Source organism: Alkalihalophilus pseudofirmus OF4 (assembly GCF_000005825.2).
GTDB lineage: Bacteria > Bacillota > Bacilli > Bacillales > Bacillaceae_D > Alkalihalophilus > Alkalihalophilus pseudofirmus.
Genome location: NC_013791.2, coordinates 3,192,714 through 3,216,540 on the forward strand (window position 1 = coordinate 3,192,714; position 23,827 = coordinate 3,216,540).

A 23,827-nucleotide genomic window follows, 5' to 3' on the forward strand; every position below is an offset into this window, starting at 1 on the left:
GGTTCAATTTTGTTTATCATAACATATTAGCTATTTTTCGATACGTTTTTCACATAAAATTCTGAATAAATCTACACAAAGGAGTGCTTGTATAAATGGAACTATCTAATTCATCAAATAACCGAACAGCTCTTTTAATTATAGATATGATCAGCGACTTTGAATTTGAGGATTCGGAGCTGTTAATCAAACATGCTATGCCTGTTGCCAAAAACATCGCAGCTCTTAAAAAGAGAGCAAACGAAGCTCATATTCCTGTCATTTACGTCAACGATAATTACGGAAAATGGCAATCTGATTTCAGACATTTAGTTGCTCACTGCCTTGAACACGATGTAAAGGGCCGTCCTATTGTTGAAATCCTCCATCCTGACGAAGAGAAGGATTATTTCGTCTTAAAGCCTAAGTTCTCAGGCTTTTTTGCAACACCTCTAAATCTACTATTGGAACATTTAAATGTGGATACCCTTATCCTAACTGGAGTTGCGGGTAATATGTGTGTACTCTTTACAGCGAATGATGCTTATATGCATGACTACAAAATATATGTACCAAGCGACTGCTCTGGATCTAATACAGCAGAAGCGAATACGGAAGCTCTTCACCTGATGCAAAATGTGGCGAAAGCTGATATAACACCGTCCGTTGATTTGGATTTGCCGCTTAAATAGGATTATTTTTAGATAAAAGAGAAAGCCTGCCATTACAAATATGACAGGCTTTCTCTACTTTTATTTTGAATCCCATTTCTCATTAAAAATCAGACTATCCAGCTCTCGGCGCTTTTCCCAGCCAGAAGACTGAAGAATCGGTTTGTCCGGATAGTTGTCGGTATATCCAATGGACAATAGAGCAATAGGCTCAATATGAGGCGGGATATTAAGAATATCGCGAATATCATTCTTTTTATAGAAGCTTACCCACCCTAGAGCAAGACCTTCTGCGGTCGCAGCAAGCCACATATTCTGAATCGCACAGGCAGTTGAGAGAATATCGGTCTCTGGAATAGAGTTACGGCCAAGTACGTGAGAGCCGCCTCGAGTCGGGTCACATGTCACGCAGATCGTCACAGGTGCTTGCTTTAACCCCTCAATTTTAAGGGATAAGAATTTTTGATGGCGATCATCTTTATTCTCATAATGAATAGCCAGCGCACGGCGCTCTTTATCAGCCGCCCAAGCAAGCTTTTCTTTCACTTCATCACTTTGTACAACTACAAAGTTCCAAGGCTGCATAAAGCCAACGGATGGACCTTGATGTCCAGCCTCAATGATCCGTTGAATTTTCTCCTCTTCTACTGGAGCAGACAAGAATGTTCTTACGTCACGGCGAGTTGCTATTACTTTATAAATTGAATCTTTTTCTTCTTGGTTAAACATTTCATTTATATCCTTATTAGACTTATCATTATTAGACACGATAAAACTCCCCCTTGCTTTCTATATTTCCACAAATAATCATTACTTCTATTCTATGATCAAATGGATCTTTGAGCTAGCTTTTTTTATTCAAAATGAAAACCCTCGCATTACATGCGAGAGTTATTATCTAACCGGTAAACAATGGCTTCATATGGTCTAAGTTTAATTTCATCACTTGCTGGCAGCTCGTTTGCGTAATTACTAATGACCACTTCTGCTGCCTTTCTATTTCCTAAATCAAACGTTGTCTCTTCACCGTAAAAATTACAGATGACAATAAGTTGGTCGCCGTTTAGCTCCCTTTCATAGGCAAATACAGACGGATGATCGGCATCAAGCAGTTGATACTTTCCATAAACAATGACTTCATGCTGTCTTCTTAATTGGATCAGCTTCTTGTAATAGTGGAAAATAGAATCCTTGTCTTCTAATGCCTGCTCCACATTTATGTTTTGATAATTTGGGTTTACGTCGATCCAAGGCGTGCCTGTTGTAAATCCAGCCTTTTCTTCAGCACTCCACTGCATTGGCGTACGTGCATTGTCACGGCTTTTCACATATATGGCTGGCATTATATCCACAGGCCTCATCCCTTTTTCTTCAACCATTTCGCGGTAATGATTCAGCGTTTCAATATCACGATAGTCTTCAATCGAATCAAAATGGATATTGGTCATGCCAATCTCTTCGCCTTGATAGATGTACGGCGTCCCTTTCATCATATGAAGGAGCGTAGCAAGCATCGTTGCAGACTCTCTGTGATAGTGGGTGTCATCCCCAAAACGAGAGACAGTTCGGGGCTGATCATGGTTGCTCCAATATAAGCTGTTCCACCCAGAATTCGCTAACTCCTCTTGCCATTTGGAAAGATTATTTTTTAAATCACGTAATTCCAGTTCCTTCAATTCCCACTTTGGTCTGCCCTTATGTTTATCAAGGCCCATATGTTCAAACTGAAAGACCATATTTAACTCTTGACGCTCGACAGCTGTATATTTAATTGCTTCTTCTGGAGTGACTTTCGGACATTCTCCAACTGTCATAATATCGTACTTAGATAATACTTCCTCATTCATTTCACGTAAGTAATCATGAACCCCTGGCAGATTAAATTGATACGCCTCAGCTTCAGCGTCCCCTTTTTGATACGCATCACAACTTGGCAGAATTTCTTTTTTGGAGATCATATTTATGACATCCATTCGAAAACCATCCACACCCTTATCAAGCCAAAAACGCATCATCTCATATACATCTTGACGCACCTGTTCATTTTCCCAATTTAGATCAGGCTGCTTTCTTGAGAACATATGCAAGAAATACTCATCTGTCTTTTTATCATATTCCCACGCTGAACCGCCGAAAGAGGCAATCCAATCAGTCGGAGGTTCATCCCCTTTTCCCGGCCGCCAAATATAGTAATCACGGTAAGGGTTGTCTTTAGATGAGCGAGATTCTGCAAACCAGTGATGCTCATCAGATGTGTGATTTACGACTAAATCCATGACAAGCTTAATACCGCGTTTATGCATTTCATCTAATAATTGATCCCAGTCTTCCATTGTGCCGAAGTCATCCATAATTGCTTTGTAGTCACTAATATCATAGCCGTTATCATCATTAGGCGATTCATATACCGGTGAAAGCCAGACAACATTAATCCCGAGTTCAGTTAGATAATCAAGCTTCGAAATGATTCCTTTAATATCTCCTATTCCGTCCCCGTTGCTGTCATAAAAGCTGCGCGGATAGATTTGATAAACGACACTTTCTTTCCACCATTGTTTGTCCATTTCTGCACCTGCTTTTTGTTTATTCTAGATTAGTATGTATTTCATCCTGCCATTTTATCGATTATTGCTAACAGATTCAACCGGCACGAAAAAGAGCATGAGGTTCTCCCCATGCTCTTCATCACTTAAGAAAATACTTCACGCAAGCTTGCTTTATCCTGTTCTAACCAGTATTCCATCAGTTTCTTTGCACCTTTTAGATCATGAAGCTTCGCTTGTCCGCACTGCTTCTCAGTCGCAGCCGGGACCTCTTCAAGTTCAATAGAATACTTCATCGTTTTCTCAAGAACATCAATAATCTCATCAACCGAAGGCGCCCCGCTCATAATTAAGTAGAAACCTGTTTGACAGCCCATTGGTGAGAGGTCAATCACATCAAAATGGTCATAGTCTTCGGCAAAGCGGCGAACATTCAGCGCAAGTAAATGCTCCATCGTATGGATGACATTAGGCTTCATCGCTTGCTTATTAGGCTGAAAAAAACGGATATCAAATTTATTAATTTCCCCGTCAGTTCCAACGTCATGACGCCCACAATGTCTGACAAAAGGTGCTTTTACAATTGTATGGTCTAACTCAAAACTCTCTACAGTCGGCACACTGATCACTCCTTGTCATTTGCTTTAATCTAGCAGTTGACTACAGTATAACGAATGCAGAGTGAGAAGTCTAAACATTTACGAGAATTTTCTGATTATATGACTATTGTTTCCGTTCCTTTGTGACCGTCTGTTTGATTTGTAATTCATTACGATCAACAAACTCACTAACCTCTTGTTCAAATGAATGCGGCTTAAAACGATGAATTTTCATCTGCTGACCTGACTTGCCCGTAACAATGAAAATGACTTTCGATCCTGCAATAATTTGATGGACATTTGTAATCTCCATTGCTTGCAATTGTTTCGTCCGAACCTTCACACCAGCTACTTTTATTATCATTACAAGTCTATCTTCTTCTACCGTTAGATGATAACGAGTGGTTAATGCTAGAAAGCTTACAGCCATCGCTGCATAAGCAAAGTACTGAATATTACCTTCTAGAGCATACGCATAAGTCATCGCCATAAAAAATAGAATCGTCCAGAGAATCTTGGGTTCTTCTGCTATAAATGTCTTCATTCCTTATCCGTCATCCCTTTACTGTGTACAAACGTCATAACAGCAAATAAAATAAAGCTTACCACTAGGACTGTTCCGCCGATAATATAGAATAATAACTGCACGATCTCTGGTATAAAGTCTGGCTTCATGTAGTAAATGTACATGCCTGCTGTCAGTCCAAAAGCACCAATAAATGCAGTCCATACTTGGGCAGCGGCTAATTTAGACTGCTTTGGGATAGGGTATACCCGGTAAAAAATTGCAAAAGCAAACAGCGAAAGCCAGCCGACTACTAAAATATGAGCATGAATCGCTCTTAACATCATCGACCCTGCTCCGGCCATATGTGAACCCATAAACGTTCCGATCAACGCATAAATGGCAGATGTTCTTAATAAAAACTTTGTACGGCTCATTAATCTTCTCCCCTTTTAATTGAATGTCGAGTGAATAAATGATCTGAAGGTCAATCATCATTACCAACTTCTTATTATACAATAGTTTGAGCGGGTAATAAGCAAGGGAATAATGAATACTAATTGAACGAATAATGTTCACTGTATAAAAGCTTGTCCTAATCAGTTACAGAGAGGATTAATCAATGAAAAAGAACTCGTTTATGAAGCATTTTATGGAACAATTAAAAACGGATCCCATCCCAGATTGGTCAGCTACATTTGCCTATTACTTCATGTTATCTATTTTCCCATTGCTGATTTTTATGATCGCCCTTTTGCCATACTTTCAATTAAATATTGATCAAGTGTATCAAATCTTATATGATTATGTGCCAAGCGATTTAGCCGATTTGTTTGGGAATACGATTCTTGAAGTGATCAGCCACCCTCAAGGCGGTTTAGTCTCATTTGGGGTAATCGCAGCCATGTGGTCAGCATCAAATGGAGTAAATGCCCTCATTCGCGCTGTAAACCGCGCTTATGGCATTGAGGAAACAAGGAATTTCCTGTCACTGCGATTGCTTTCCATCCTGCTTACGTTATGCATGATTTTTGTGGTGGTAACGACCCTCCTTTTGCCGGTGTTTGGTAAATTAATTATTAATGGAATGGAATACTTGTTTGCCGTACCACCCGAGACTGCTGAATTCTTAAACGTATTAAGGTGGATTATAGGGATCGGGCTTATGACTCTTGTTCTTATGTTTTTATATTGGGCAGCGCCAAATGTAAAATTGAAGTTTAAACAAGTCATAATTGGGGCATTAAGTGCTACTATAGGGTGGCAAATCATCTCTCTGCTTTTTTCCTATTACGTGACTAACTTTGGTAACTACTCAGCAACCTATGGAAGTTTAGGCGGAGTCATTATCCTAATGCTTTGGTTTTTCTTAACCGGTCTGATTATCATCGTCGGCGGAGAGATCAATGCGACAATTTTTCACCAAAAACGGGCGAAAGCAGAGAATTTATAGCCATTTCACTAAATTCATGTATAAAAGTCTGAAAACGGTCAATGCTTGTATCAGATTGGCAGGACGAAGATATTTAAAGGAGTTGGGAATAATGAATAAAACAGAACTTATTAATGAAGTTGCTGAACGTACGCAATTATCTAAAAAAGATGCAGGGAACGCAGTAAATGAAGTATTTGATGTGATTTCAGAAACAATGTCAAAAGGCGAGACCGTTCAATTGATCGGTTTTGGAAACTTTGAAGTGCGTGAACGTGCTGCAAGAAAAGGGCGCAATCCGCAAACTGGTGAAGAAATTGATATTCCTGCAACAAAAACACCGGCATTCAAAGCTGGTAAACAACTGAAAGATGCTGTTAAGTAATTAATGTAAATAAAAAGCATGAACCCAATTAGGTTCATGCTTTTATTTTATGCTTCGGTTTGATATGGATTTTCATTTTCTACTGGCTTCTCATACGTTACATACGTATTCGCAATCATATCGTGAATACTACGTTTATCTTTACGTAAGCCGACCATAAATGCCGATACAACATAGGCAATCCCTAGTGTAATCACATACACAAAACCTGCTACGAGCACGCGAAGAAGCATCGTACCGAATCCAACGTTGCTGCCGTCCATTCTCACAATACGAATTCCGCATACCTTCTTCCCTAACGTATAGCCGTACCATAAGACAGGAAGAATCAGCAGATAGGCTAACTGAACAACCGAATCAAAAATTAACTGCCCATCCTCATTAAAATTCAAAGCCATTGAAATGATAAATGTAACAAGTCCTAATAACAATCCATCTAAAATAGAAGCTCCAAAACGGATCCAAAATCCCGCGGGTTGTTTCACCATATAGACTTCCCCTTTCTTCTCTTACCTCTTTTATTATTCATAAGTACGTTAACCATATGATAAACATTAGTCAAACATTTTCCATTATATCACTATTCACTCTCCCAAACTATCACAAACATTGTTAACAAGACGTTTAATCTAGTTGACAAAAAACAATGTTCAGATTATTCTAATGTTAACTAATTACTAACATGAGGTGAACATATGTCAAGTCGTAAACGCTATTTTTCTACTATTGAACTGGTCCTTATCCCAATGTTTGCAGCCTTAATGGCGATCGGTGCAAACGTTACATCCTTCTTAGTGATTGGCGGGGTACCTATCACGCTGCAGACACTGTTTGCGACATTAGCCGGTGCTCTCTTAGGCTCAAGACGCGGTGCTCTAGCTATGATGATTTATGTCCTGATTGGACTAGCTGGCTTCCCTGTTTTCGCCCAATTTCGCGGAGGCTTAGGTTCTCTTGTCAGCCCTACGTTTGGATTTTTATTATCTTTTATCATTCTAGCTTTTGTCGTTGGTAAAATCATTGAGAGAAGCAGCAAGAAATCCGTTTCAACATTTATGGTTGCATGCTTTGTGGGTCTTACGATAAATTATGTTCTCGGAACGAATTATATGTACTTCGCTTATCAATTTATTGCAGACCTAGATGCGATCACTTACGGTATGGCTTGGTCATGGATGGTTGCACCTCTTGTAAAAGATATCATCTTTACAATTTTCGCAGCTGTTCTAGCTTCTCGTATTTATCACACGGTTAATAAAAACGCGAACCCCCTTCAACGAAAGCTAGCTTCATAAAGCGAAGACCCCCTCAAGTTCGTTTGAGGGGGTTCTTCTGCTTATAAAATCATTGCCGCTGCAAATCCAAAGATTAATAGCGGAATATTAAAGTGAAGGAATGTCGGTACGCATGTATCCCAAATGTGGTTATGCTGTCCATCAGCATTTAAACCAGCCGTTGGTCCAAGCGTACTATCTGATGCAGGTGCTCCGGCATCACCCAATGCCCCTGCTGTACCAATTAAAGCAATAATCGCCATTGGACTGAAACCTACTGCCATACCAAGCGGTACAAACAGAGTTGCAATAATAGGGACCGTTGAGAATGAAGAACCGATTCCCATTGTGATGAATAATCCAACCACTAACATAAGAATGGCAGCAACAGCTTTACTATCTCCAAGGATTCCTGAAACTTGATCCACTAATAGCTCAACATGACCGGTTTCACGAATAACCGCTGCAAACCCTGATGCGGCAAGCATGACGAACCCAATGAATGCCATCATCTTCATACCATTTGTAACAACATCATCAGCTTCTCTCCATTTCAGAACGCCGCTGACTAATAAAATCACAATACCAGCTAATCCAGCAATAATCATAGATTCCGTTACTTGCTGAACGACTAAGGTAGCCACAACAGCGATAATGGCTGCTGTAATCGACCATGTAGTATAAGGAGTTTGTTCTGAAGCCTCCCCAATAATCGGACGGTCTTCATACAAACGACGTTTACGATATGTTACAAATACCGCTACAATCAGCCCTAGAACAAGCCCTGCAGTTGGGATCGCCATAGCCACCGGAATATCGCCAAGCTCGATCGCTAAACCGCTCTCTGCCATATTATCCGCTACAATTCCGTGGAAGATCGCACCGAAGCCATAAGGCAGGAATATATAAGGTGCTGTTAAACCAAATGTCATGATTGCAGCAATGGCCCGGCGATCTACTCCTAGACGATTAAGCACTTTTAAGATCGGCGGGATTAAAATCGGAATAAACGCAATATGAATTGGAATCACGTTTTGAGAGAAACAAGAAATGACAAGAATAGAAAAGAAAATAAGTGCTTTAGATAATATCTGTTTCTCTGTATCTCCATTACGTCCCACAAGCTTAATTACTGTGTTGACCATCATATCAGGAAGACCTGTTCTTGCAATAGCGACTGCAAACGCTCCAAGTAAAGCATAACTTAATGCAACAGTGGCACTTCCTCCTAACCCATCACTAAATACTGCCACCGTCTGCTCAAGTCCAAGTCCGCCTACAAATCCACCTACAAGTGCTCCAATGATTAAGGCAAGCACCACGTGTACACGTACCAAACTAAGTACAAGCATCACGATGACTGCGAGTAATACAGCATTCATCGAAATCAACTCCTAATCCTTTATCTTATTAAATCACTAATGAACTAAAACATACATATACACTATCATTCTACGAACCTCATTGTCAATGACTTTCTTTCGTGTGATAAAGGACTAAAGAAAAAAAACACTTGGCTCTTTATCCAAGTGTTGTTAGTAACGTAATTTCAGCAATATATCTTTAATTTCCTCGTCTTTCATAATTGTCTCTTTATACCGTTTTGTAATTTTCGTCAATGCCACATCATGATAGAAAAATTCCGTGAAGAATTTTACTAAAGGCGGTGATTGGGTACGGATCGCTTGCCAGCTCGACTCTTCAATCCCTGCAAAGAGCATTTCTCTTTGATCGACAATTAAAATCCTGCTGCGTTCTAGCGTATTATGATTCTGATCAGGAATAAGAGTGGACACGGCTTTAATACTTGTCTCAATTTCTCCAATCGCATGAATATGAATGTCGAGCCCTTGTCGATCTTTCTCTTCTAATATTGGAAGAAATTGATTCAGGTCATCGCCCCATGCAGATAGATAAATCGAACGCTCTGCGCCTTCCGTTAGTTCCTTGATTAAGGATTGAATCGATTGGTTTTCCTTCAAGCTCCAAATACGGTCATCAAGCGGTACATCTTCCACTTCAATCTTTTTAAGTTGTTCAATATTCTCCTCAAAATCTGCTTTTAATTTTTCAATAACTGATTCTAACGGAAGCGCTGTATATAAGCGTTTCTTCTCAACTGTAGCTTCTAGAATCATTCCTTTATCTGAGAGACGCTGAAGAACTTCATATACTTTTGACCTTGGAACACTTGAGCGCTTCACGATCGCCGTAGCATCTAACGGCTGGTTCACTGTGATAAGTGACGTATACACTTGGCTTTCATATTGTGTAAATCCAAATTGTTGAAGCATGCTGCATTCTCCTTTATTTATCCTTGTCTTAATCATAGCACAGGAAACATAATCATAAAATTTCTCCTTGTGCCATCCACCTTTTAGTGTTACCCTTCTAGTGGTAACTAATTAAAGAGGTGTTTTTATGGATAAACGAGTTTATTTATTAACGATTGTTTCTTTTATCGTAGGTTTAGTAGAACTTATATTGGGAGGCATCCTAGATCTCGTTGCATTTGATCTTGGAGTAACACTAGGTCAAGTCGGGATGCTCATTTCTATTTTCTCATTAGTCTTTGCTGTCTTTGGACCGATCTTATTGACGGCGACAGCTACAATGGAAAGAAAGAAACTGACGCTAATTGCGTTGGTCGTGTTTTTCTTTGCCAATCTTTTAGCTGTTTTAAGTTCTGGGTATGCGATGCTTTTAGTGGCACGGATCATCTCTGCCATGAGCGGGGCTCTTTTAATTGCTCTATGTGTCACGATCGCCTCAAACATCGTGTCTGAAGAGTTTAGAGCACGTGCGATTGGGATTGTTTTCATGGGAATTAGTGCATCACTCGTACTTGGAGTACCTGCTGGTCTTATGCTTGGAAATGCATTTGGCTGGAGAGCACCATTTATCATGATTACGGCCTTAACTGCTCTCTCGTTTATCGGTGTTTATTTCTTAATGGACAAAATCGAGCCAAAACCAGCACTATCGATTAAAAAGCAATTGCAAACATTAAAAAATAGAAAGATTTTACTCATACAGTTAACATCGTTTCTATTCTTAGCTGGTCATTTAACGCTTTATGCGTACCTGACTCCATTTTTACGTATGACGATGGGAATGGACGGGACTTGGATTAGTATGATGTATTTAATCTTCGGTGTGGCAGCAATCATCGGGGGCGGTGTTGGCGGAATGCTTGCTGACCGTTTTGGGACAAAGCCTACGATTGTGGGGGTAATCATTGTTTTTGCTGTTTCTATTTTCACAATTCCATACACAACATCAATTCTGCCGCTGTTCTTAGTTGTGATGGTCGTTTGGAGCATGTTAAGCTGGGCGATTACTCCAGCAATTCAAAGCTACTTAATTGAAACAGCCCCAGAAACATCTGATATTCAACAAAGTTTGAACAACTCTGCTCTTCACTTTGGAATTGCTGCAGGTTCAATGATCGGCGGTATTGTGATTGAGCAGTCAACGGTAGAAATGAACGCAACAGTCGGAGGCGTATTCGTTCTCTTCTCGTTAGGCGTGGTGATCATGTCGATGGTAAAACGAAAAGAAAAAGCTTTATCAACTGCTGCATAAGTATAGGAGGTTGAGACAGGTCATGAAAAAGTCCCCCTACAGTAGTTGTTGATTTCCGCTGCAGGTACTCGCTTTCCGCGGGCGGTCCGGAAGCCTCCTCGTCACTCCGCTCCTGTGGGGTCTTCCCTGGCCATGCACTTCCCGCAGGAGTCGAGTCCCTTCCGCTACAATCAACGGAGCGCGTAGGTTGTTTAGTTACTCCCTCATTACTAGCAGAAAATGCTTCGGAAATTTGAAGTGTAACAAGTGGTAGCTCAGTCCGATATTCATTTGAACTTTGCGCGCCATAAATTAAATCCTCCAAATAACATCCTCCAAAAATATAACTTAGCGGATGAAATATGTGGAGACACCTATGAGTACTAAAGCAAAGCTGAGACCCCACAAGGCATAAGCCCGAGGAGGCTCAGCAGCTTCCCATGGAAAGCGAAGTATAGTTCAGGAGCGGCACATAGAGCGCACCTGCACTATTCAAATTCCCATAAGTTACTTTAATTTTGTTCCAGCCCCTTATTCATTAGATTGCTTTTAATGTATTTGCCCCTTTAGCAGTAATAAATCCCTGAACATTGATTGTCTTTGGCATTAAGGGGTGACGTTCGATAAGCGCTATATTTTTCTTAATGACCTCTTTCATATCTTCAGGTCCGGTTAACCAAGAGATGATATCCTTTTCCACCACTCTAATGTAATCAAGTGTATGGAGTGTATTTCCGGAGACTCCCGCTTCCTCCATTTTCAACAGAAGATCCTCTCTGTGAATGTTACTCTGTTTGTCTCCTTCAACCCCTATGACATATACATCTTCAACATTTTCATAATAAGCCGCCATGATAATACTGCGGATAATGCAGCCATACGACTGAGAAATAAAACTGCCATATGAGTGGATAAAGAGCAATTCATCCAGCGGTTTCTTTAAAACAGAGGAAAGCCACAATGACTGATTTCCTTCTAGACTAGTAATAATTAAGGTCTTTTTACCTGCTGTTTTCTTTTCCATTTGTTTTACCCCCTATATTAGATAGCATATTGTTCAAATTTCATATATTTATTGCATCCACTTTGCTAGTTCAAAGTAGAGCGGTATTCCAACAATTAAGTTAAAAGGAAATGTAATTCCTAATGCCAGCCCTAGATAGATCGATGGGTTTGCTTTTGGAACGGATGTTTTCAGAGCAGCTGGAGCAGCTATATAAGAAGCACTTCCGGCCAACACTCCCATTAACGTAGCTCCTCCAAGCGAGAGGCCTGCAATTGTACCTGCCAAAACCCCTAAAAGTCCAAATAAAACAGGAGAGACGAGGCCAAAGATTAAAAGTTTCCAACCAAATTCTCTTACTTCTTTAATGCGTTCACCCGCAACCAAGCCCATATTCAATAAAAATAAGATCAGTACACTGCTATATAAATCCATAAAAAGCGGCTTGATCATTGGAATGGCACGCTCCCCTAAAAACAGACCGATAAGCAGACTGCCTAATAATAGAAGAATGCTTTTGCCGAAAATACTTTCTCTCAGGACTTCTTTATCAAATAAATGAGAAGTGGAGACAATACCTAAAGTTCGCTGAGAAACAGGTGCTATTTGTTTATTTTTTTCAACCAGCTTTAGTAAGACGAGTGAGACTAATATAGCTGGACTTTCCATCAATACGACTAAGGCATTCATGAACCCTTCGTAAGACGTGCCAACCTTATCTAAAAAGGAGATGGCCGCCCCGTATGTAACAATACTCACAGAACCATACGTGGCTGCTAATCCAATTGAATTATCTAAATCTAAATGAGTGAGCCGCAATAAGACGAGGATTAAAACAGGGATAATTGTTCCCAAGAATAAAACGGCCGCTATTGGTGCTAACACATCTTGAATAGAATAACGAGATAGCTCTATTCCCCCTTTTATCCCGATTGCTATCAGAAGGTAAATACTTAATGCTTCACTTAGCGCAGGCGGGAACTTTAAGTCTGATTTACATATGGCTGCAATAATGCCTAATACAAAAAACAAAACGACAGGCGATAATAAATTCTCCAACATAATTTCTTGCATCCTCTTCCTCCTTTTGATTAATCAAAAAAAACCGACAACTACAGGATTTAGTCCTGATCATTGTCGGTTTATCTTCAACTACCTTCTCGGTTTTTGAATGATCTCCCACCTATTTACTTTGCTGCTTTCTTTTCAAGGTTAGCTGTAAGCTTAAAAACCATAATTCTCTCACCTGTAGTAGTGCTGACATCGGTGTGAAAACTTTTCACTTCTTCACCAGTAATGGAAGAGATAATGTCAATTAATCCATCTTTTCCCGACTCAATTAAATCGGCCCTTATTCTCTTAATCGAGAGCATACCCTCTTTTGTTTTACTTAACGAGTGCTCTGCTGGCGTTAAAACTCCGAGTAAATTAACGATAATCATATCTCGCAAAATGTCTGTTTTCACAGATACAGACCCTCGCCCAAGATAGTCTTTTTCCCACTGTGTTAACACCTTGCTTATTTCAGCTTCCATGCTTCCTTTTGTTTTAGAAACCATTTTTCTCTCTCCTCTGCAAACAAAAAACGGTATATTCCCCAATAGAGTCCCCTCCCATTAAGAAATATACCGATTTATACCTATTTTTCCTTCTCTCAAACAAGCTGCTTCTTCATTCAGCCAATATTCATTAACTGCCTGCTAAAGCCTCTCTTCTAATCGAAGTTAAAACAAAAATCTCTCGGTTATTAAGTTAAATTCATCTTACGTTTTTCATTCCCTTGTGTCAATCATTTTTTTAATAATTAGTTTATTGTTTTTGCTTTATCCTTAAGAAATGTTGTTACATTATCTAACGCTTTGTTTAAGAACATTTCAAACGTCGAATCTGTCTTCCATCCGATATGCGGGGTAAGAATCACATTGTCTAGTTCGGTAAGCGGATGCTTGGCCTTAAGCGGTTCTTGAGTAAATACGTCAATGCCTGCCCCCGCTATTTGTTTCTCCTCTAAAGCTTGAACGAGTGCTTCTTCATCCACAATTTCTCCTCGTGATGTATTCATAAAAAACGCACTTCTTTTCATCATTTTAAAATGTTCAGCTTTGATTAGATTCTTTGTTTCTGGGACCAATCTCACGTGCACTGAAAGAAAGTCTGATTGAGAAAACAATTGCTCCAACTCTACATATTCAACATCATGTAGAAAGGCTCTTTCCTCTGTTAAACGAGGACCCCAAGCAATTACTCTCATGCCGAACACTTTTGCAATACCTGCTACCCGAGCGCCGATCTTGCCTAAACCAACCACACCTAACGTCTTGCCAGCTAAGCCTGTCCCCATAGCATTCGACCACTTATTTTGTTTCGTCTCTTGATTAAGCTGAAGAATTTGTCTAGCATGAGCAATCATCAATCCAAATACAAGCTCCGTCACAGCTTGAGATCCTCCCGGTGTAGTGAGAATCTCGATTTCTTGCTCCTCTGCTGCCCCTTTATCAATATGAGCCGTCCCAGAGCCAGTTTGTGCTATCAGCATAAGATTTGGCAGTTGGAGAAAAAGCTCTCGTGTAAAGTGGGTGCGTTCTCGAATCGGGATTATGATTTCTGCGTTCCGGATACGATTTACTAATTCATCTCCCTCTGCCTGATCATAAAAGATTTCTACGTTTACATTTGCTAAAGAAAGCTGTTCAAAAGATATTCGATCAGTGGTGCGCTCATAATCGTCTAATATAACAAGCTTCATCATGTCTCCTACTTTCTATTTCTTCATACAAATTATTTCCATAACAGACTCGCAAATTCCTTCTATAAAAAAAGAAGCCGTCTCCATACGAGACAGCTTCCAGGACTAAACTATGAAAGATAAGATTAGTCCGCCTATTGCACCCGTTAATACGATAATCCACGGTGCCCATTTGTAATAAACAAGCATCGTAAATAATAAAGCAGCGAATGCAAAGTCAACAGGAGATAAAATGGAGCTTGTAAAGATCGGGTGATAAAATGCTGAGATTAAGATCCCGACTACAGCCGCATTTACTCCCATTAATGCTCCTCTCACTTTATCATGACGGCGCAGCGCATCCCAAAAAGGTAGAGCTCCTAAGATTAATAGAAAAGCCGGCAAGAATATAGCAGCAGTCGCAAGCAGTCCGCCCTGCCATCCGTTTATCACAGCTCCAAGGTAAGCAGCAAATGTAAATAAAGGACCTGGTACGGCTTGTGCTGCCCCGTATCCTGCAAGAAAGGCTTCTTCACTTATCCAGCCAGTGGGAACAAATTCACGCTCTAACAGCGGCAAGACAACATGACCACCGCCGAAAACTAGGGAGCCTGCACGATAAAAGCTGTCAAACATCGCTACCCAGTTGTAAGCTGTCATCTCTCTTACTATAGGAAGAAGAATTAACAGCCCAAAAAATATAGTTAAACAAACCGAGGCAAAACGCTTGCTGATCGGAAAGTTCATTTTCACCTGGTCTACGTTATCATGGTTCTTATACAACATGTACCCGGCCATTGCTGCTAGCAGGATAACTCCCACTTGTGTAAACGCTGTTTGCCACAAAAGCGTACCCATCAGGGCTGCTAAAGCGATTGTTTTGCGTTTCACATCGGGCGTTAAATTTTTAGCCATCCCTAAAATTGCGTGAGCCACCACGACAACAGCAACAATTTTCAACCCGTGAATCCATCCAGCATCGCCTGCATCAAACGTTTGAACAAGCAGGGCAAACACGATTAAAACAATAACAGAAGGCAGCGTAAACCCGATAAATGAAACGATTCCTCCTATCACTCCTGCTCGCATCACACCGATCCCTATGCCGACCTGACTGCTGGCTGGTCCCGGTAAAAACTGTGCCAGTGCTACAAGATCTGCATAGCTTGATTCGTCCATCCACTTACGCTTTCGCACGTACTCTTGATGAAAATACCCTAAGTGCGCAACGGGACCGCCAAATGATGTAAGACCCAGTCTTGTAGAAATGATTAAAAGTTCAATGAGTGTTTTAAAGCTCATTTCTTTTGTTTGTGCCATCTTTGTCTCCTCTAGTTGATTTATCCTTCCTTTAATTTATCATTACACAGGTCAGATCTCAATTTCACCAAGAAACCTTTACACAGACTTAACAATGTCGATTTTTTTACTCCTTGCTTCCTTCCATTGTCTGTCTATATGGAGGATGGTACGATGAAACTATTATTGTTTCATAAAGGAAGGAAAACAGTCATGATATTACGTAAAGTTCTAGTCGCTATTCTTACTAGCTTCTTTGTTATTCTCTTTGGGTCTACCTACATCAGCTCTTGGGACATGTTTCAAACGTTTTATGAAGCCTGGTTTTTTGCTTCTTTATTCGCTGTAACGGGAATTCTCTTTTATCTGCTGCCTGTATCCGTGCTTGCCGAGTTTATTAGCCGTAAATACACGAATTCCATTGTGCGAGGAGGCATTTCCCTTGCTGTTCATATCGCGCTCGTTGCTTTATTTGGGTTATGGGATGCAAATTTAGGGTATATTGCCGTCTTCGCAGCATTTGGCTTTTTCGTGATTGATGAATTGACGAGAAACTTCTATGACATACCTTTGATGAAAAAGCTGATTGTCTTCTCAACCATCGCAACAGGACTTATTACAGTTTGCTTAATGATTATCGGATTCATGAGCACCCCCACCAGCTAACAACATTACAAAAGCTGTCCCGCGTATCGCAGGACAGCTTTTGTTCATATTGGAAAGGACGCAATAAGGCGATGAATACACGCAATTGAATTTGTCTCTGACGCATAAATGGTCTGAAAAGATACAATTGCAGTTCAATCAGAATCGCACCCTACTCACCTAGCAGACGAGCCCTTCCTATTTGTTTTTATTCGTGCTCAGCAATTTCTTCTAGTAGAAGGTCAAACATCTCGCGGCCTTCATCACCGATGATTTCATCGCGGAAGAAATCACGAATTGGCAGCTGCAGCTCACGGAACTCTGCACGCTCTTCTTCAGTCAGCTCAATCACTTCTGTTGGGTTATCCGTATCATTGACAATCGAATCAAGCAGCTCTTCGTTTAGCTGGTCTTGAATTTCAAATCCACGGTCACGCATTTCTTCTACCGTCTCATCTAATGCTGTGCGGATATCTTCAGGCAGATCATTGTAGATACCAGGGTTAATCGTCACCATTGCTACATACGTGTTATGGTTTGAGATTGTCATATGATCTTGAACCTCATGGAAGGACGCATCCTCGATAAAGAAAATTGGATTTTCCTGTCCGTCCACTACCCCTCGATCAAGCGATACATAAAGCTCTGACCAGCTAAGCGGAGATGGATCTGCACCGTAAGCGCCGTATGTTTCAAGCATTAAAGGTGAACTTTGTGTACGCATTTTGAAGCCGTTAAAGTCTTCTGGTGTACGTAATTCACGGTTCCCTGTCCACTGCATTGCCCCTTCTGACATAAATGCAAGCGGCTTAAGGTTTTGCGCTTCATATAATTCGACTAAATGTGTGTTTAACGCTTCACTAGTATTTAAAATTTCTTGTGTGACTTCTTGGTCATCTGGGAACAAGAATTGCAATGAGAACACTTGCCCTTCAGCTACTAAGCCGCCAGTGAATCCTGGAGAAATAATTCCCATTTCAAACATCCCTTGCTGGACGCCTTCAACTTGGTCTACTTCACTGCCTAATGAACCGAAATCGTACACATCAATATTTACTTGGCCATCTGTCTTTTCGTTTAAACGCTCAGCAAATTCTTGTGCGTACTCATATTGTACCTGTCCTTCTGTTTCCTCTACGACAAAGCGCCAGTCATACGTTTCCCCACCGCTAGCTCCGTTGTCGCCCTCAGTTGAAGCACCGTCACTTCCACATGCTGCAAGACCTACTGCAAGTGCTGCTGCCATTGCGCCTGTTAGTACTTTTCTCTTTTTAAAAAACATCGAATACCCCCTGTTTTTAATCTATTAAACCTATTGAAACAAATTCTATTTTGAAAGGATCATCACATAAACCTAAGAAGGAAGAGTGATATATCCTCAAATAGTATAATCAGCACGGATGCGATCAATAGCATAATAATGTATGGCGGAGTCCCTCTAATAACATCTAAGTATGACTTATTAAAGACGGCACTCGCCGTAAAGATATCAACTCCAAATGGCGGGGTAGCTGAACCTAGCGCCGCTTGGAACGTAATCACTACTCCAAGATGAACAGGATCGACACCGGCTTGAACAGCAACCGGATAGAAGATCGGAGTCAAGATTAAAATAACAACGATTGGATCGACAAACATACAGCCGATAAAGAAGAAGATCGCCACAATTAATAAAACTTGAAGCGCAGTCGGATCAGCAGGAATAACTGTCTCTGTTAATAGTCTTGGAATTCTTGCGTATGAAATCAACCAAGAAAACGCCTGCCCTGCTGCTACCAAGATAAAGACCGCTGCTGTTACGAGTCCAGTAGATAGAGCAATTTTTGGAATATCAAACACCTTGATCGAACGGAAAATAAGCACTTCTAAGATCAAGGCATATAAAACTGAAATCCCTGCTGCCTCTGTTGGACTGAAATGACCGAAATAAATACCCCCGACAATAATGACTGGGAATCCGAGCGGAAACAATGCACGCACTGTCGTTTTCCCGCGGTCTCTCCAGCTCATTTTTTCTCCAAGTGGAATATTGAATATTTTCGCATGGATGTAGCTGTAAATAGCGAACATTAAGAAGATTAAGACACCAGGACCTATACCTGCGATAAACAAGTCGCCAACAGATACATTCGGTGCTGCTAGTGCGTATATAATCATCCCAATACTTGGCGGAATCAATAACGCCACATCACTTGCATTAATAATTAAAGCGATGGCACTGGAATCTTTGTAACCTACTGATAATAGCCGCTTTCTCATTGGTTTACCGATTGCTACAACTGTTGCTTGAGTAGAACCTGAAATCGATCCAAAAAGTGTACAAGCGGCTGCCGTTGTTATGGCATACCCTCCTCGAACATGTCCGACAAAGGAACCAACAAAATCTAATAGCCGTTTCGATGTTTTTCCTGTAGACATAATGTCTGCTGCAAAGATAAACAACGGAACCGCTAATAGCACATAAGAGGAAATACCCTCCATCATTTGTTGTACCAGAAAAATCGGATCAACATTCGGCATGAAAAAGAGGATGACAACAACAGAAGCGGCAAGCATTGGGATCATCATCGGAAACCCAAGTGCCAGCAAAACGATCATAACTGTTAACATTGTTGCTACCATGTACGTTCCTCACAATCTATTTTGTTATTGATTACGAGTAATCTTTTTTATCTTGTGCTAAGTACACATCTTTTTCTTTTATATTAATCCACATATTTCGTAAAAACTGGATGCCTCCTAATGTAAAGCCGATTGGTAAAAAGATGGCCATCATATAAACTGGCATTTGCATGGATGTCGTCACACGCCCAGTTCCGTGAACAGATAAGAAATACCCGTATGAATAATAGGCTAAGATAAAAAGAATAACTGCTGTAACGGCAGGAATAAAGATCGCAAGCCCTTTTCTAATAGGATACGGAGCTAGATCAAAAAATGCTGACATGCTGATATGGCGGCCTTTTCTAGCTGCGTAGCTGATGCCGATAAACGTTGCGATAATTACCGCCATTTGACTTACTTCATTGGCAAAGGACCAGCTGCTCCCAAAGATCGAACGGCTTAAAACATTTCCTACAACCATAACGGCTATAATGATAATGGAATAACTAAGAATATATTCTTCTAGCTTCATCAACCCGTAATCAAGCTTTCGAATGACGTTCAAGCAAAATTTCCCCCTTTCTAAATAAGTGTTTAAACAAGTTAAATCAGCATGTAAAAACTTGAAAAAGAATAAAAAAGAATCACTTACTAAAAATCATACTGGAAAGAAGTTTCCACCACAAACGTGATATCTACGTATATTTCCGGATGTCATAGGATGAGACAGGTTCTCGAAAGGTCACCAGAATGATCTGTCTATATACTAGCCACATCGCTTAAATATTCAGAATTTCAGAACTTCACACAGGAATTTAGTCCCATAAAAATACATATATCTCATATCTTTTCTTAAAGTTATTATTCCTGCATAAAAAAAGAGCACCTATCACGCAGGTGCTCCAAAACGATCTTATTCAATTTCTTCACGGTTCATAGCAAGCTGTGCCAACGTTCTAGCCATCACCCCTGTGCCTCCGAGCGGGCAAAGGTTATTTGGCTTTGAATTCCAAGCAGTACCTGCAATATCAAGGTGAACCCAAGGAGTGTCTCCCGCAAATTCACCGATAAACAAACCTGCTGTTATGCTGCCGGCTAAGCGGCCTGGGGCGTTATTTAAATCTGCTACATCGCTCGTTTTCAACATATCGCGATACGGCTTATAGCTAGGCAGACGCCAGATCCACTCACCTGTTTCAACAGATGCTTCTAACACTTCTTCCATAAAGCTCTCATTATTAGTAACTGCCCCTGTCGTACAATCTCCTAGTGCAATTAATACAGCACCTGTAAGAGTCGCTACATCTACTAAATTCGTAGCTCCTAATTGCTTAGCATAAGCTACTCCATCTGCTAGAATTAAGCGTCCTTCTGCATCGGTATTACGAACCTCGATCGTTTTGCCATCCATTGCCCGGATAACATCGCCTGGCTTCAGTGCAGAACCGTTTAACATATTCTCAGAGGAAGGAATGACCGCTAACACATTTACATCCGGCTTCATTTCACCGATAATGTCCATTGCGCCTAAAACAGCTGCCGCTCCTCCCATGTCCATTTTCATTTGATGCATATTTTCACGAGGCTTAATTGAGATACCACCTGAATCAAACGTTAAGCCTTTTCCAACAAAGCCTAACACATCATCCCATGTCTCTTTCGCTTGATATTTTAAGACAATCATTTTAGGCGGTTCATCGCTTCCTTTTGCTACCGCAAGAAGCGCGCCCATACCAAGTTTCTCCATGTCTTCTTTCTCAAGCACATCGTACTCAAAACCATGCTGATCCGCTAACTCTTTTGCCTCCTTAGCAAGTTCAGTCGGAGTAAGCAGGTTACCTGGAATGTTAATGAGTTTACGCGCACGGTTTGCCCCTTTTCCGTAAGCAAAACCGCAATCAGCTGCTTCCACTAACCCTTCTGTTCCTGAAACCGCATAGAATGTTACTTCTTCAATAGACACATCCACTTCATTTGTTTTTTCTTTATAATCCGCTACTTGGTATGTACTTAATGCTAATGATTCTCCTGCTAACACTGCCAAATCCTCAAGCTCAGCAGCCTCTGAGCGAAAGCTATCAAGATCAATAGCAATGTTCTTTGAGCGGTCACTTCCCGCTTTCTTCCCTGCAGCAGCAAATACTTCACGCAGACCTTCAGCGTCCAATTCTTCTTCTTTGCCAAGTCCAACGATATAAATGACATCACACTCAATCTTTTGTAATGTATAAAGCGGTGTAACTTTACCTCGTTTTGTTGAGATCTTCTTATTTTTCTTTAATGTTGTTATTTGACCATCTAAAAATCCGTCCACTTCTTGAGCCGTATTCGTTAACTGTTTCTTTTCAAATAACCCGATAATGAGGGCATCATGCTTTGCCGCTTGATCGTAAGATTGCTGTATATTAAACATCTTTAAAACCCCTTTCAGCTTTACATTTTGATAATGTCCACCTTAAGTATACACGATCTTCAAAATATTTCGATATTCGAAGCATAACTTTCTATGTTCAGAACAGAACGAAACGGGTATTGTATGGTATAATGGAAATCAATTTGACTAGACAGCTACGTAGATTCACATGATCAAATAAGCAGCAAATTGCTTGTCTTACATGTGAATTCGTATTTTCATAGATTCGACTCATTCGACTCATTCGACTCAATAGAAAGGAAGAACGTCTACATGGAGATTTTTCATAATTTTCCGCTTTGGGCAGCTTTATTTGCTATTTTCTTTGCTCAATTCATTAAAATTCCTCTTGCCTTTCTCCCTACGCGGAAGCTTGATTGGACACTGTTTACAAGTACAGGAGGCATGCCAAGTTCTCACTCGGCTGCAGTTACGGCTCTTTCAACTGCCGTAGCGATTGAACACGGGATGGACTCCACAATCTTTGCCGTCGCAGCAATCTTTGGGATTATTGTTATGTTTGATGCAACAGGGGTGAGAAGACATGCTGGTTATCACGCAACGGTTTTAAACCAGCTGGTAACGGATTTTAATAAATTGGTTTCAGAAGTGAAGTCCTGGCCTAAAAAAGAGGAAATCGAAAAGCGTAAAGAATTAAAAGAATTATTAGGTCATCAACCAATTGAAGTATTCTTTGGAGGCCTGCTCGGGATTATTCTAACGTTAATCCTACATGCCTTGATCCATTAATAAAAAATTAAAGAGTAAGAGGTTTGGACATTTAGTGTTTTAATAACAATGCGAAAAAAGATGAAGCGCGCATATACACCGCTCCTGAAATATATTCCGCTTTTCGCAGGGAGCTAGTGAGCTTCCTCGGGCTTTCGCCCTGCGGGATCTCACTCCTGCTCTAGTCCCTGCAGAAGTCTACATATATTTCATCCGCTAAGGTACTTCTTTGTATAGAAGTTATGAGGATAAATTTAATTTTGGCTCAGTTCAACCTCATTATCGCTCTGTTGATTGGAGCGGAAGGTACTCGACTCCTGCGGGATGTGCGTGGCCATGGGAGACCCCACAAGAGCGAAGCGATGAGGAGGCTCCCGGACCGCCCGCGGAAAGCGAGTACCTGAAGCGGAAATTAACAACCACTGGACGGAGAGAGAGTTCTAAAGAAATTCTCCGTATTTTTCATCTTCCAAGTTAGACATTCGCTTATCATGGAAACACGCTCGTTTAGTCCGAGCTTTTTTTATATCCTTAACTTTTTTCTGCAAAAGGAGGTTCACTTATGAGAATTGTATCTATTTGTCCTAGTAACACAGAGCTTGCTGCATACTTAGGGTTAGAAGATCAGTTGGTTGGAGTGGACGATTACTCTGATTGGCCACAGTCCATAACAACTCTCCCTCGCCTTGGCCCTGATTTATCCATCGATATGGATAAGCTTGAAGCTTTGCAGCCTGACCTTGTCCTCGCTTCCCTTAGCGTTCCGGGAATGGAGAAAAATATTAAAGAGCTTGTGCAACGAGACATCCCGCATGTAGTTTATAATCCACAGTCTCTTGATGATATCGCTTCCGACCTTATCGACCTAGGCAAACGCACTGGACGTGAAGAATATGCAAACCATGTTGTCTCCCTCTATCAATCGATGATTTCCGATTACAAAAGCATTGCATTACAAGTAGAAAAACAAACGCTCTATTGGGAATGGTGGCCAAAACCTGTTTTTACTCCAGGAAGAACAAATTGGCTGACTGAAATCAGTTCATTAAGCGGGGGAGAAAATGCATTTATGGATAAAGAGGAAGCAAGCATCCAGACAGATTGGGAAGATGTATACAATCGAAACCCAGACCATATCTGTCTTGCATGGGTAGGTATTCAAACAAACAAGGTGAAGCCAGAACTGCTATTGAAACGGCCTGACTGGCCAGAGCTACCAGCAGTAGCAGAAAATCGAGTCCATGTTCTGCCTGAGCCCCTCTACTGCAGACCCTCTCCAAGGCTTTTACTTGGACTTAAAAAGCTTGCTGCAATCCTTCATCCCGAACATTTTCCAGCGGATGACGGTGTTGACCCTCTGCTTCAACAAGCATAACAAACAGGAGCTGACCTCGGGTCAGCTCCTGTTTGTTCATAGGCGCAATATTGTTTTGAATCGACACTATTGTAATTAGCAT

At 40.8% G+C, this 23,827-nt stretch carries 25 protein-coding genes; 8 read left to right on the plus strand and 17 right to left on the minus strand.

What is annotated here, in order from left to right; translation table 11 throughout:
* The first annotated feature begins 95 nt into the window (after positions 1–95).
* Positions 96–671 (plus strand): cysteine hydrolase family protein, encoded by a 576-nt coding sequence (locus BPOF4_RS16070; RefSeq protein WP_012960266.1) that lies wholly within the window; start codon positions 96–98, stop codon positions 669–671.
* A gap of 60 nt (positions 672–731) precedes the next feature.
* On the opposite strand, the gene bluB is transcribed toward BPOF4_RS16070, so the two are convergent.
* From bluB to BPOF4_RS16095, 5 genes are all read right to left on the minus strand, one after another.
* Positions 732–1,379, minus strand: a complete 648-nt coding sequence (gene bluB, locus BPOF4_RS16075) for a 5,6-dimethylbenzimidazole synthase (RefSeq protein ID WP_041823009.1) — start codon at positions 1,377–1,379, stop codon at positions 732–734.
* 149 nt (positions 1,380–1,528) lie between these two features.
* Positions 1,529–3,214, minus strand: coding sequence for a glycoside hydrolase family 13 protein (locus BPOF4_RS16080; protein WP_012960268.1), 1,686 nt, complete (start codon positions 3,212–3,214; stop codon positions 1,529–1,531).
* 125 nt (positions 3,215–3,339) lie between these two features.
* Positions 3,340–3,813: an S-ribosylhomocysteine lyase gene (locus tag BPOF4_RS16085; protein WP_012960269.1), complete on the minus strand. Its 474-nt coding sequence runs from the start codon at positions 3,811–3,813 to the stop codon at positions 3,340–3,342.
* Between the two features lie 103 nt (positions 3,814–3,916).
* Positions 3,917–4,336, minus strand: coding sequence for a hypothetical protein (locus tag BPOF4_RS16090; RefSeq protein ID WP_012960270.1), 420 nt, complete (start codon positions 4,334–4,336; stop codon positions 3,917–3,919).
* Positions 4,333–4,734 (minus strand): hypothetical protein, encoded by a 402-nt coding sequence (locus BPOF4_RS16095; protein WP_012960271.1) that lies wholly within the window; start codon positions 4,732–4,734, stop codon positions 4,333–4,335. The genes BPOF4_RS16090 and BPOF4_RS16095 overlap by 4 nt, the downstream gene beginning before the upstream one ends.
* Before the next feature lie 185 nt (positions 4,735–4,919).
* Here BPOF4_RS16095 and BPOF4_RS16100 point away from each other — a divergent pair, with 185 nt between their 5' ends.
* Together BPOF4_RS16100 and BPOF4_RS16105 are read left to right on the plus strand one after the other, a co-directional pair.
* On the plus strand, positions 4,920–5,750 hold the full coding sequence (locus tag BPOF4_RS16100) for a YihY/virulence factor BrkB family protein (protein ID WP_012960272.1): 831 nt from the start codon (positions 4,920–4,922) through the stop codon (positions 5,748–5,750).
* Between the two features lie 91 nt (positions 5,751–5,841).
* Entirely contained in the window at positions 5,842–6,114 is a 273-nt protein-coding gene (locus tag BPOF4_RS16105; RefSeq protein WP_012960273.1) for an HU family DNA-binding protein, read from the plus strand.
* Between the two features lie 47 nt (positions 6,115–6,161).
* Here BPOF4_RS16105 and BPOF4_RS16110 read toward each other — a convergent pair whose 3' ends face one another.
* Positions 6,162–6,602, minus strand: coding sequence for an RDD family protein (locus BPOF4_RS16110; protein WP_012960274.1), 441 nt, complete (start codon positions 6,600–6,602; stop codon positions 6,162–6,164).
* A gap of 207 nt (positions 6,603–6,809) precedes the next feature.
* On the opposite strand from BPOF4_RS16110, the gene BPOF4_RS16115 reads away from it, so the two are divergent.
* Entirely contained in the window at positions 6,810–7,409 is a 600-nt protein-coding gene (locus BPOF4_RS16115; protein ID WP_012960275.1) for a biotin transporter BioY, read from the plus strand.
* 41 nt (positions 7,410–7,450) lie between these two features.
* On the opposite strand, the gene BPOF4_RS16120 is transcribed toward BPOF4_RS16115, so the two are convergent.
* Together BPOF4_RS16120 and BPOF4_RS16125 are read right to left on the minus strand one after the other, a co-directional pair.
* Positions 7,451–8,770 carry a Na+/H+ antiporter family protein gene (locus BPOF4_RS16120; RefSeq protein ID WP_012960276.1) on the minus strand — a complete coding sequence of 440 codons (1,320 nt, stop codon included), beginning with the start codon at positions 8,768–8,770 and terminating at the stop codon, positions 7,451–7,453.
* 153 nt (positions 8,771–8,923) lie between these two features.
* Positions 8,924–9,682 carry a TrmB family transcriptional regulator gene (locus BPOF4_RS16125; RefSeq protein ID WP_012960277.1) on the minus strand — a complete coding sequence of 253 codons (759 nt, stop codon included), beginning with the start codon at positions 9,680–9,682 and terminating at the stop codon, positions 8,924–8,926.
* 127 nt (positions 9,683–9,809) lie between these two features.
* Between BPOF4_RS16125 and BPOF4_RS16130 the strand changes: the two genes are divergently transcribed.
* Positions 9,810–10,973 (plus strand): MFS transporter, encoded by a 1,164-nt coding sequence (locus tag BPOF4_RS16130; RefSeq protein ID WP_012960278.1) that lies wholly within the window; start codon positions 9,810–9,812, stop codon positions 10,971–10,973.
* Between the two features lie 517 nt (positions 10,974–11,490).
* Here the strand turns inward: BPOF4_RS16130 and BPOF4_RS16140 are convergent.
* From BPOF4_RS16140 to BPOF4_RS16160, 5 genes are all read right to left on the minus strand, one after another.
* The gene (locus BPOF4_RS16140; protein WP_012960280.1) at positions 11,491–11,976 is read right to left on the minus strand and encodes a carbonic anhydrase; all 486 of its coding nucleotides are present in this window, start codon (positions 11,974–11,976) and stop codon (positions 11,491–11,493) included.
* Between the two features lie 48 nt (positions 11,977–12,024).
* Positions 12,025–13,029, minus strand: coding sequence for a sodium-dependent bicarbonate transport family permease (locus BPOF4_RS16145; protein WP_012960281.1), 1,005 nt, complete (start codon positions 13,027–13,029; stop codon positions 12,025–12,027).
* A 113-nt stretch (positions 13,030–13,142) separates the two neighbouring features.
* Positions 13,143–13,514: a Na-translocating system protein MpsC family protein gene (locus BPOF4_RS16150; RefSeq protein WP_012960282.1), complete on the minus strand. Its 372-nt coding sequence runs from the start codon at positions 13,512–13,514 to the stop codon at positions 13,143–13,145.
* Positions 13,515–13,759: 245 nt separating this feature from the next.
* Complete coding sequence (locus tag BPOF4_RS16155; protein WP_012960283.1) at positions 13,760–14,704, minus strand: D-2-hydroxyacid dehydrogenase family protein; 945 nt, start codon at positions 14,702–14,704, stop codon at positions 13,760–13,762.
* A 102-nt stretch (positions 14,705–14,806) separates the two neighbouring features.
* Positions 14,807–16,000, minus strand: coding sequence for a chromate transporter (locus tag BPOF4_RS16160; RefSeq protein WP_012960284.1), 1,194 nt, complete (start codon positions 15,998–16,000; stop codon positions 14,807–14,809).
* A gap of 153 nt (positions 16,001–16,153) precedes the next feature.
* On the opposite strand from BPOF4_RS16160, the gene BPOF4_RS16165 reads away from it, so the two are divergent.
* Positions 16,154–16,645: a hypothetical protein gene (locus BPOF4_RS16165; protein ID WP_012960285.1), complete on the plus strand. Its 492-nt coding sequence runs from the start codon at positions 16,154–16,156 to the stop codon at positions 16,643–16,645.
* A gap of 187 nt (positions 16,646–16,832) precedes the next feature.
* On the opposite strand, the gene BPOF4_RS16170 is transcribed toward BPOF4_RS16165, so the two are convergent.
* The 4 genes from BPOF4_RS16170 to BPOF4_RS16185 form a co-directional block, all read right to left on the minus strand.
* Positions 16,833–17,906, minus strand: a complete 1,074-nt coding sequence (locus BPOF4_RS16170; RefSeq protein WP_012960286.1) for a TRAP transporter substrate-binding protein — start codon at positions 17,904–17,906, stop codon at positions 16,833–16,835.
* 62 nt (positions 17,907–17,968) lie between these two features.
* Complete coding sequence (locus BPOF4_RS16175; RefSeq protein WP_012960287.1) at positions 17,969–19,246, minus strand: TRAP transporter large permease; 1,278 nt, start codon at positions 19,244–19,246, stop codon at positions 17,969–17,971.
* Between the two features lie 31 nt (positions 19,247–19,277).
* Positions 19,278–19,793, minus strand: a complete 516-nt coding sequence (locus BPOF4_RS16180; protein ID WP_012960288.1) for a TRAP transporter small permease — start codon at positions 19,791–19,793, stop codon at positions 19,278–19,280.
* A gap of 348 nt (positions 19,794–20,141) precedes the next feature.
* A complete protein-coding gene (locus BPOF4_RS16185; protein ID WP_012960289.1) occupies positions 20,142–21,641 on the minus strand; it encodes a leucyl aminopeptidase in 1,500 nt (499 codons plus the stop codon).
* A 273-nt stretch (positions 21,642–21,914) separates the two neighbouring features.
* Here BPOF4_RS16185 and BPOF4_RS16190 point away from each other — a divergent pair, with 273 nt between their 5' ends.
* Both BPOF4_RS16190 and BPOF4_RS16195 read left to right on the plus strand, forming a co-directional pair.
* Complete coding sequence (locus BPOF4_RS16190) at positions 21,915–22,391, plus strand: divergent PAP2 family protein (protein ID WP_012960290.1); 477 nt, start codon at positions 21,915–21,917, stop codon at positions 22,389–22,391.
* A 541-nt stretch (positions 22,392–22,932) separates the two neighbouring features.
* Positions 22,933–23,745 (plus strand): cobalamin-binding protein, encoded by an 813-nt coding sequence (locus tag BPOF4_RS16195; protein ID WP_012960291.1) that lies wholly within the window; start codon positions 22,933–22,935, stop codon positions 23,743–23,745.
* Positions 23,746–23,827 lie beyond the last annotated feature (82 nt).

Bases quoted from the DNA above. Each gene is read 5' to 3' on its own strand.
- BPOF4_RS16175 (WP_012960287.1), bottom strand. From the start codon at position 19,246: ATGGTAGCAACAATGTTAACAGTTATGATCGTTTTGCTGGCACTTGGG.
- BPOF4_RS16190 (WP_012960290.1), top strand. From the start codon at position 21,915: ATGGAGATTTTTCATAATTTTCCGCTTTGGGCAGCTTTATTTGCTATT.
- BPOF4_RS16160 (WP_012960284.1), bottom strand. From the start codon at position 16,000: ATGGCACAAACAAAAGAAATGAGCTTTAAAACACTCATTGAACTTTTA.
- BPOF4_RS16070 (WP_012960266.1), top strand. From the start codon at position 96: ATGGAACTATCTAATTCATCAAATAACCGAACAGCTCTTTTAATTATA.
- BPOF4_RS16145 (WP_012960281.1), bottom strand. From the start codon at position 13,029: ATGCAAGAAATTATGTTGGAGAATTTATTATCGCCTGTCGTTTTGTTT.
- BPOF4_RS16150 (WP_012960282.1), bottom strand. From the start codon at position 13,514: ATGGTTTCTAAAACAAAAGGAAGCATGGAAGCTGAAATAAGCAAGGTG.
- BPOF4_RS16115 (WP_012960275.1), top strand. From the start codon at position 6,810: ATGTCAAGTCGTAAACGCTATTTTTCTACTATTGAACTGGTCCTTATC.
- BPOF4_RS16095 (WP_012960271.1), bottom strand. From the start codon at position 4,734: ATGAGCCGTACAAAGTTTTTATTAAGAACATCTGCCATTTATGCGTTG.
- BPOF4_RS16110 (WP_012960274.1), bottom strand. From the start codon at position 6,602: ATGGTGAAACAACCCGCGGGATTTTGGATCCGTTTTGGAGCTTCTATT.
- BPOF4_RS16165 (WP_012960285.1), top strand. From the start codon at position 16,154: ATGAAACTATTATTGTTTCATAAAGGAAGGAAAACAGTCATGATATTA.
- BPOF4_RS16140 (WP_012960280.1), bottom strand. From the start codon at position 11,976: ATGGAAAAGAAAACAGCAGGTAAAAAGACCTTAATTATTACTAGTCTA.
- BPOF4_RS16170 (WP_012960286.1), bottom strand. From the start codon at position 17,906: ATGTTTTTTAAAAAGAGAAAAGTACTAACAGGCGCAATGGCAGCAGCA.
- BPOF4_RS16125 (WP_012960277.1), bottom strand. From the start codon at position 9,682: ATGCTTCAACAATTTGGATTTACACAATATGAAAGCCAAGTGTATACG.
- BPOF4_RS16080 (WP_012960268.1), bottom strand. From the start codon at position 3,214: ATGGACAAACAATGGTGGAAAGAAAGTGTCGTTTATCAAATCTATCCG.
- BPOF4_RS16195 (WP_012960291.1), top strand. From the start codon at position 22,933: ATGAGAATTGTATCTATTTGTCCTAGTAACACAGAGCTTGCTGCATAC.
- BPOF4_RS16090 (WP_012960270.1), bottom strand. From the start codon at position 4,336: ATGAAGACATTTATAGCAGAAGAACCCAAGATTCTCTGGACGATTCTA.
- BPOF4_RS16105 (WP_012960273.1), top strand. From the start codon at position 5,842: ATGAATAAAACAGAACTTATTAATGAAGTTGCTGAACGTACGCAATTA.
- BPOF4_RS16130 (WP_012960278.1), top strand. From the start codon at position 9,810: ATGGATAAACGAGTTTATTTATTAACGATTGTTTCTTTTATCGTAGGT.
- bluB (WP_041823009.1), bottom strand. From the start codon at position 1,379: ATGTTTAACCAAGAAGAAAAAGATTCAATTTATAAAGTAATAGCAACT.
- BPOF4_RS16100 (WP_012960272.1), top strand. From the start codon at position 4,920: ATGAAAAAGAACTCGTTTATGAAGCATTTTATGGAACAATTAAAAACG.
- BPOF4_RS16120 (WP_012960276.1), bottom strand. From the start codon at position 8,770: ATGAATGCTGTATTACTCGCAGTCATCGTGATGCTTGTACTTAGTTTG.
- BPOF4_RS16185 (WP_012960289.1), bottom strand. From the start codon at position 21,641: ATGTTTAATATACAGCAATCTTACGATCAAGCGGCAAAGCATGATGCC.
- BPOF4_RS16155 (WP_012960283.1), bottom strand. From the start codon at position 14,704: ATGATGAAGCTTGTTATATTAGACGATTATGAGCGCACCACTGATCGA.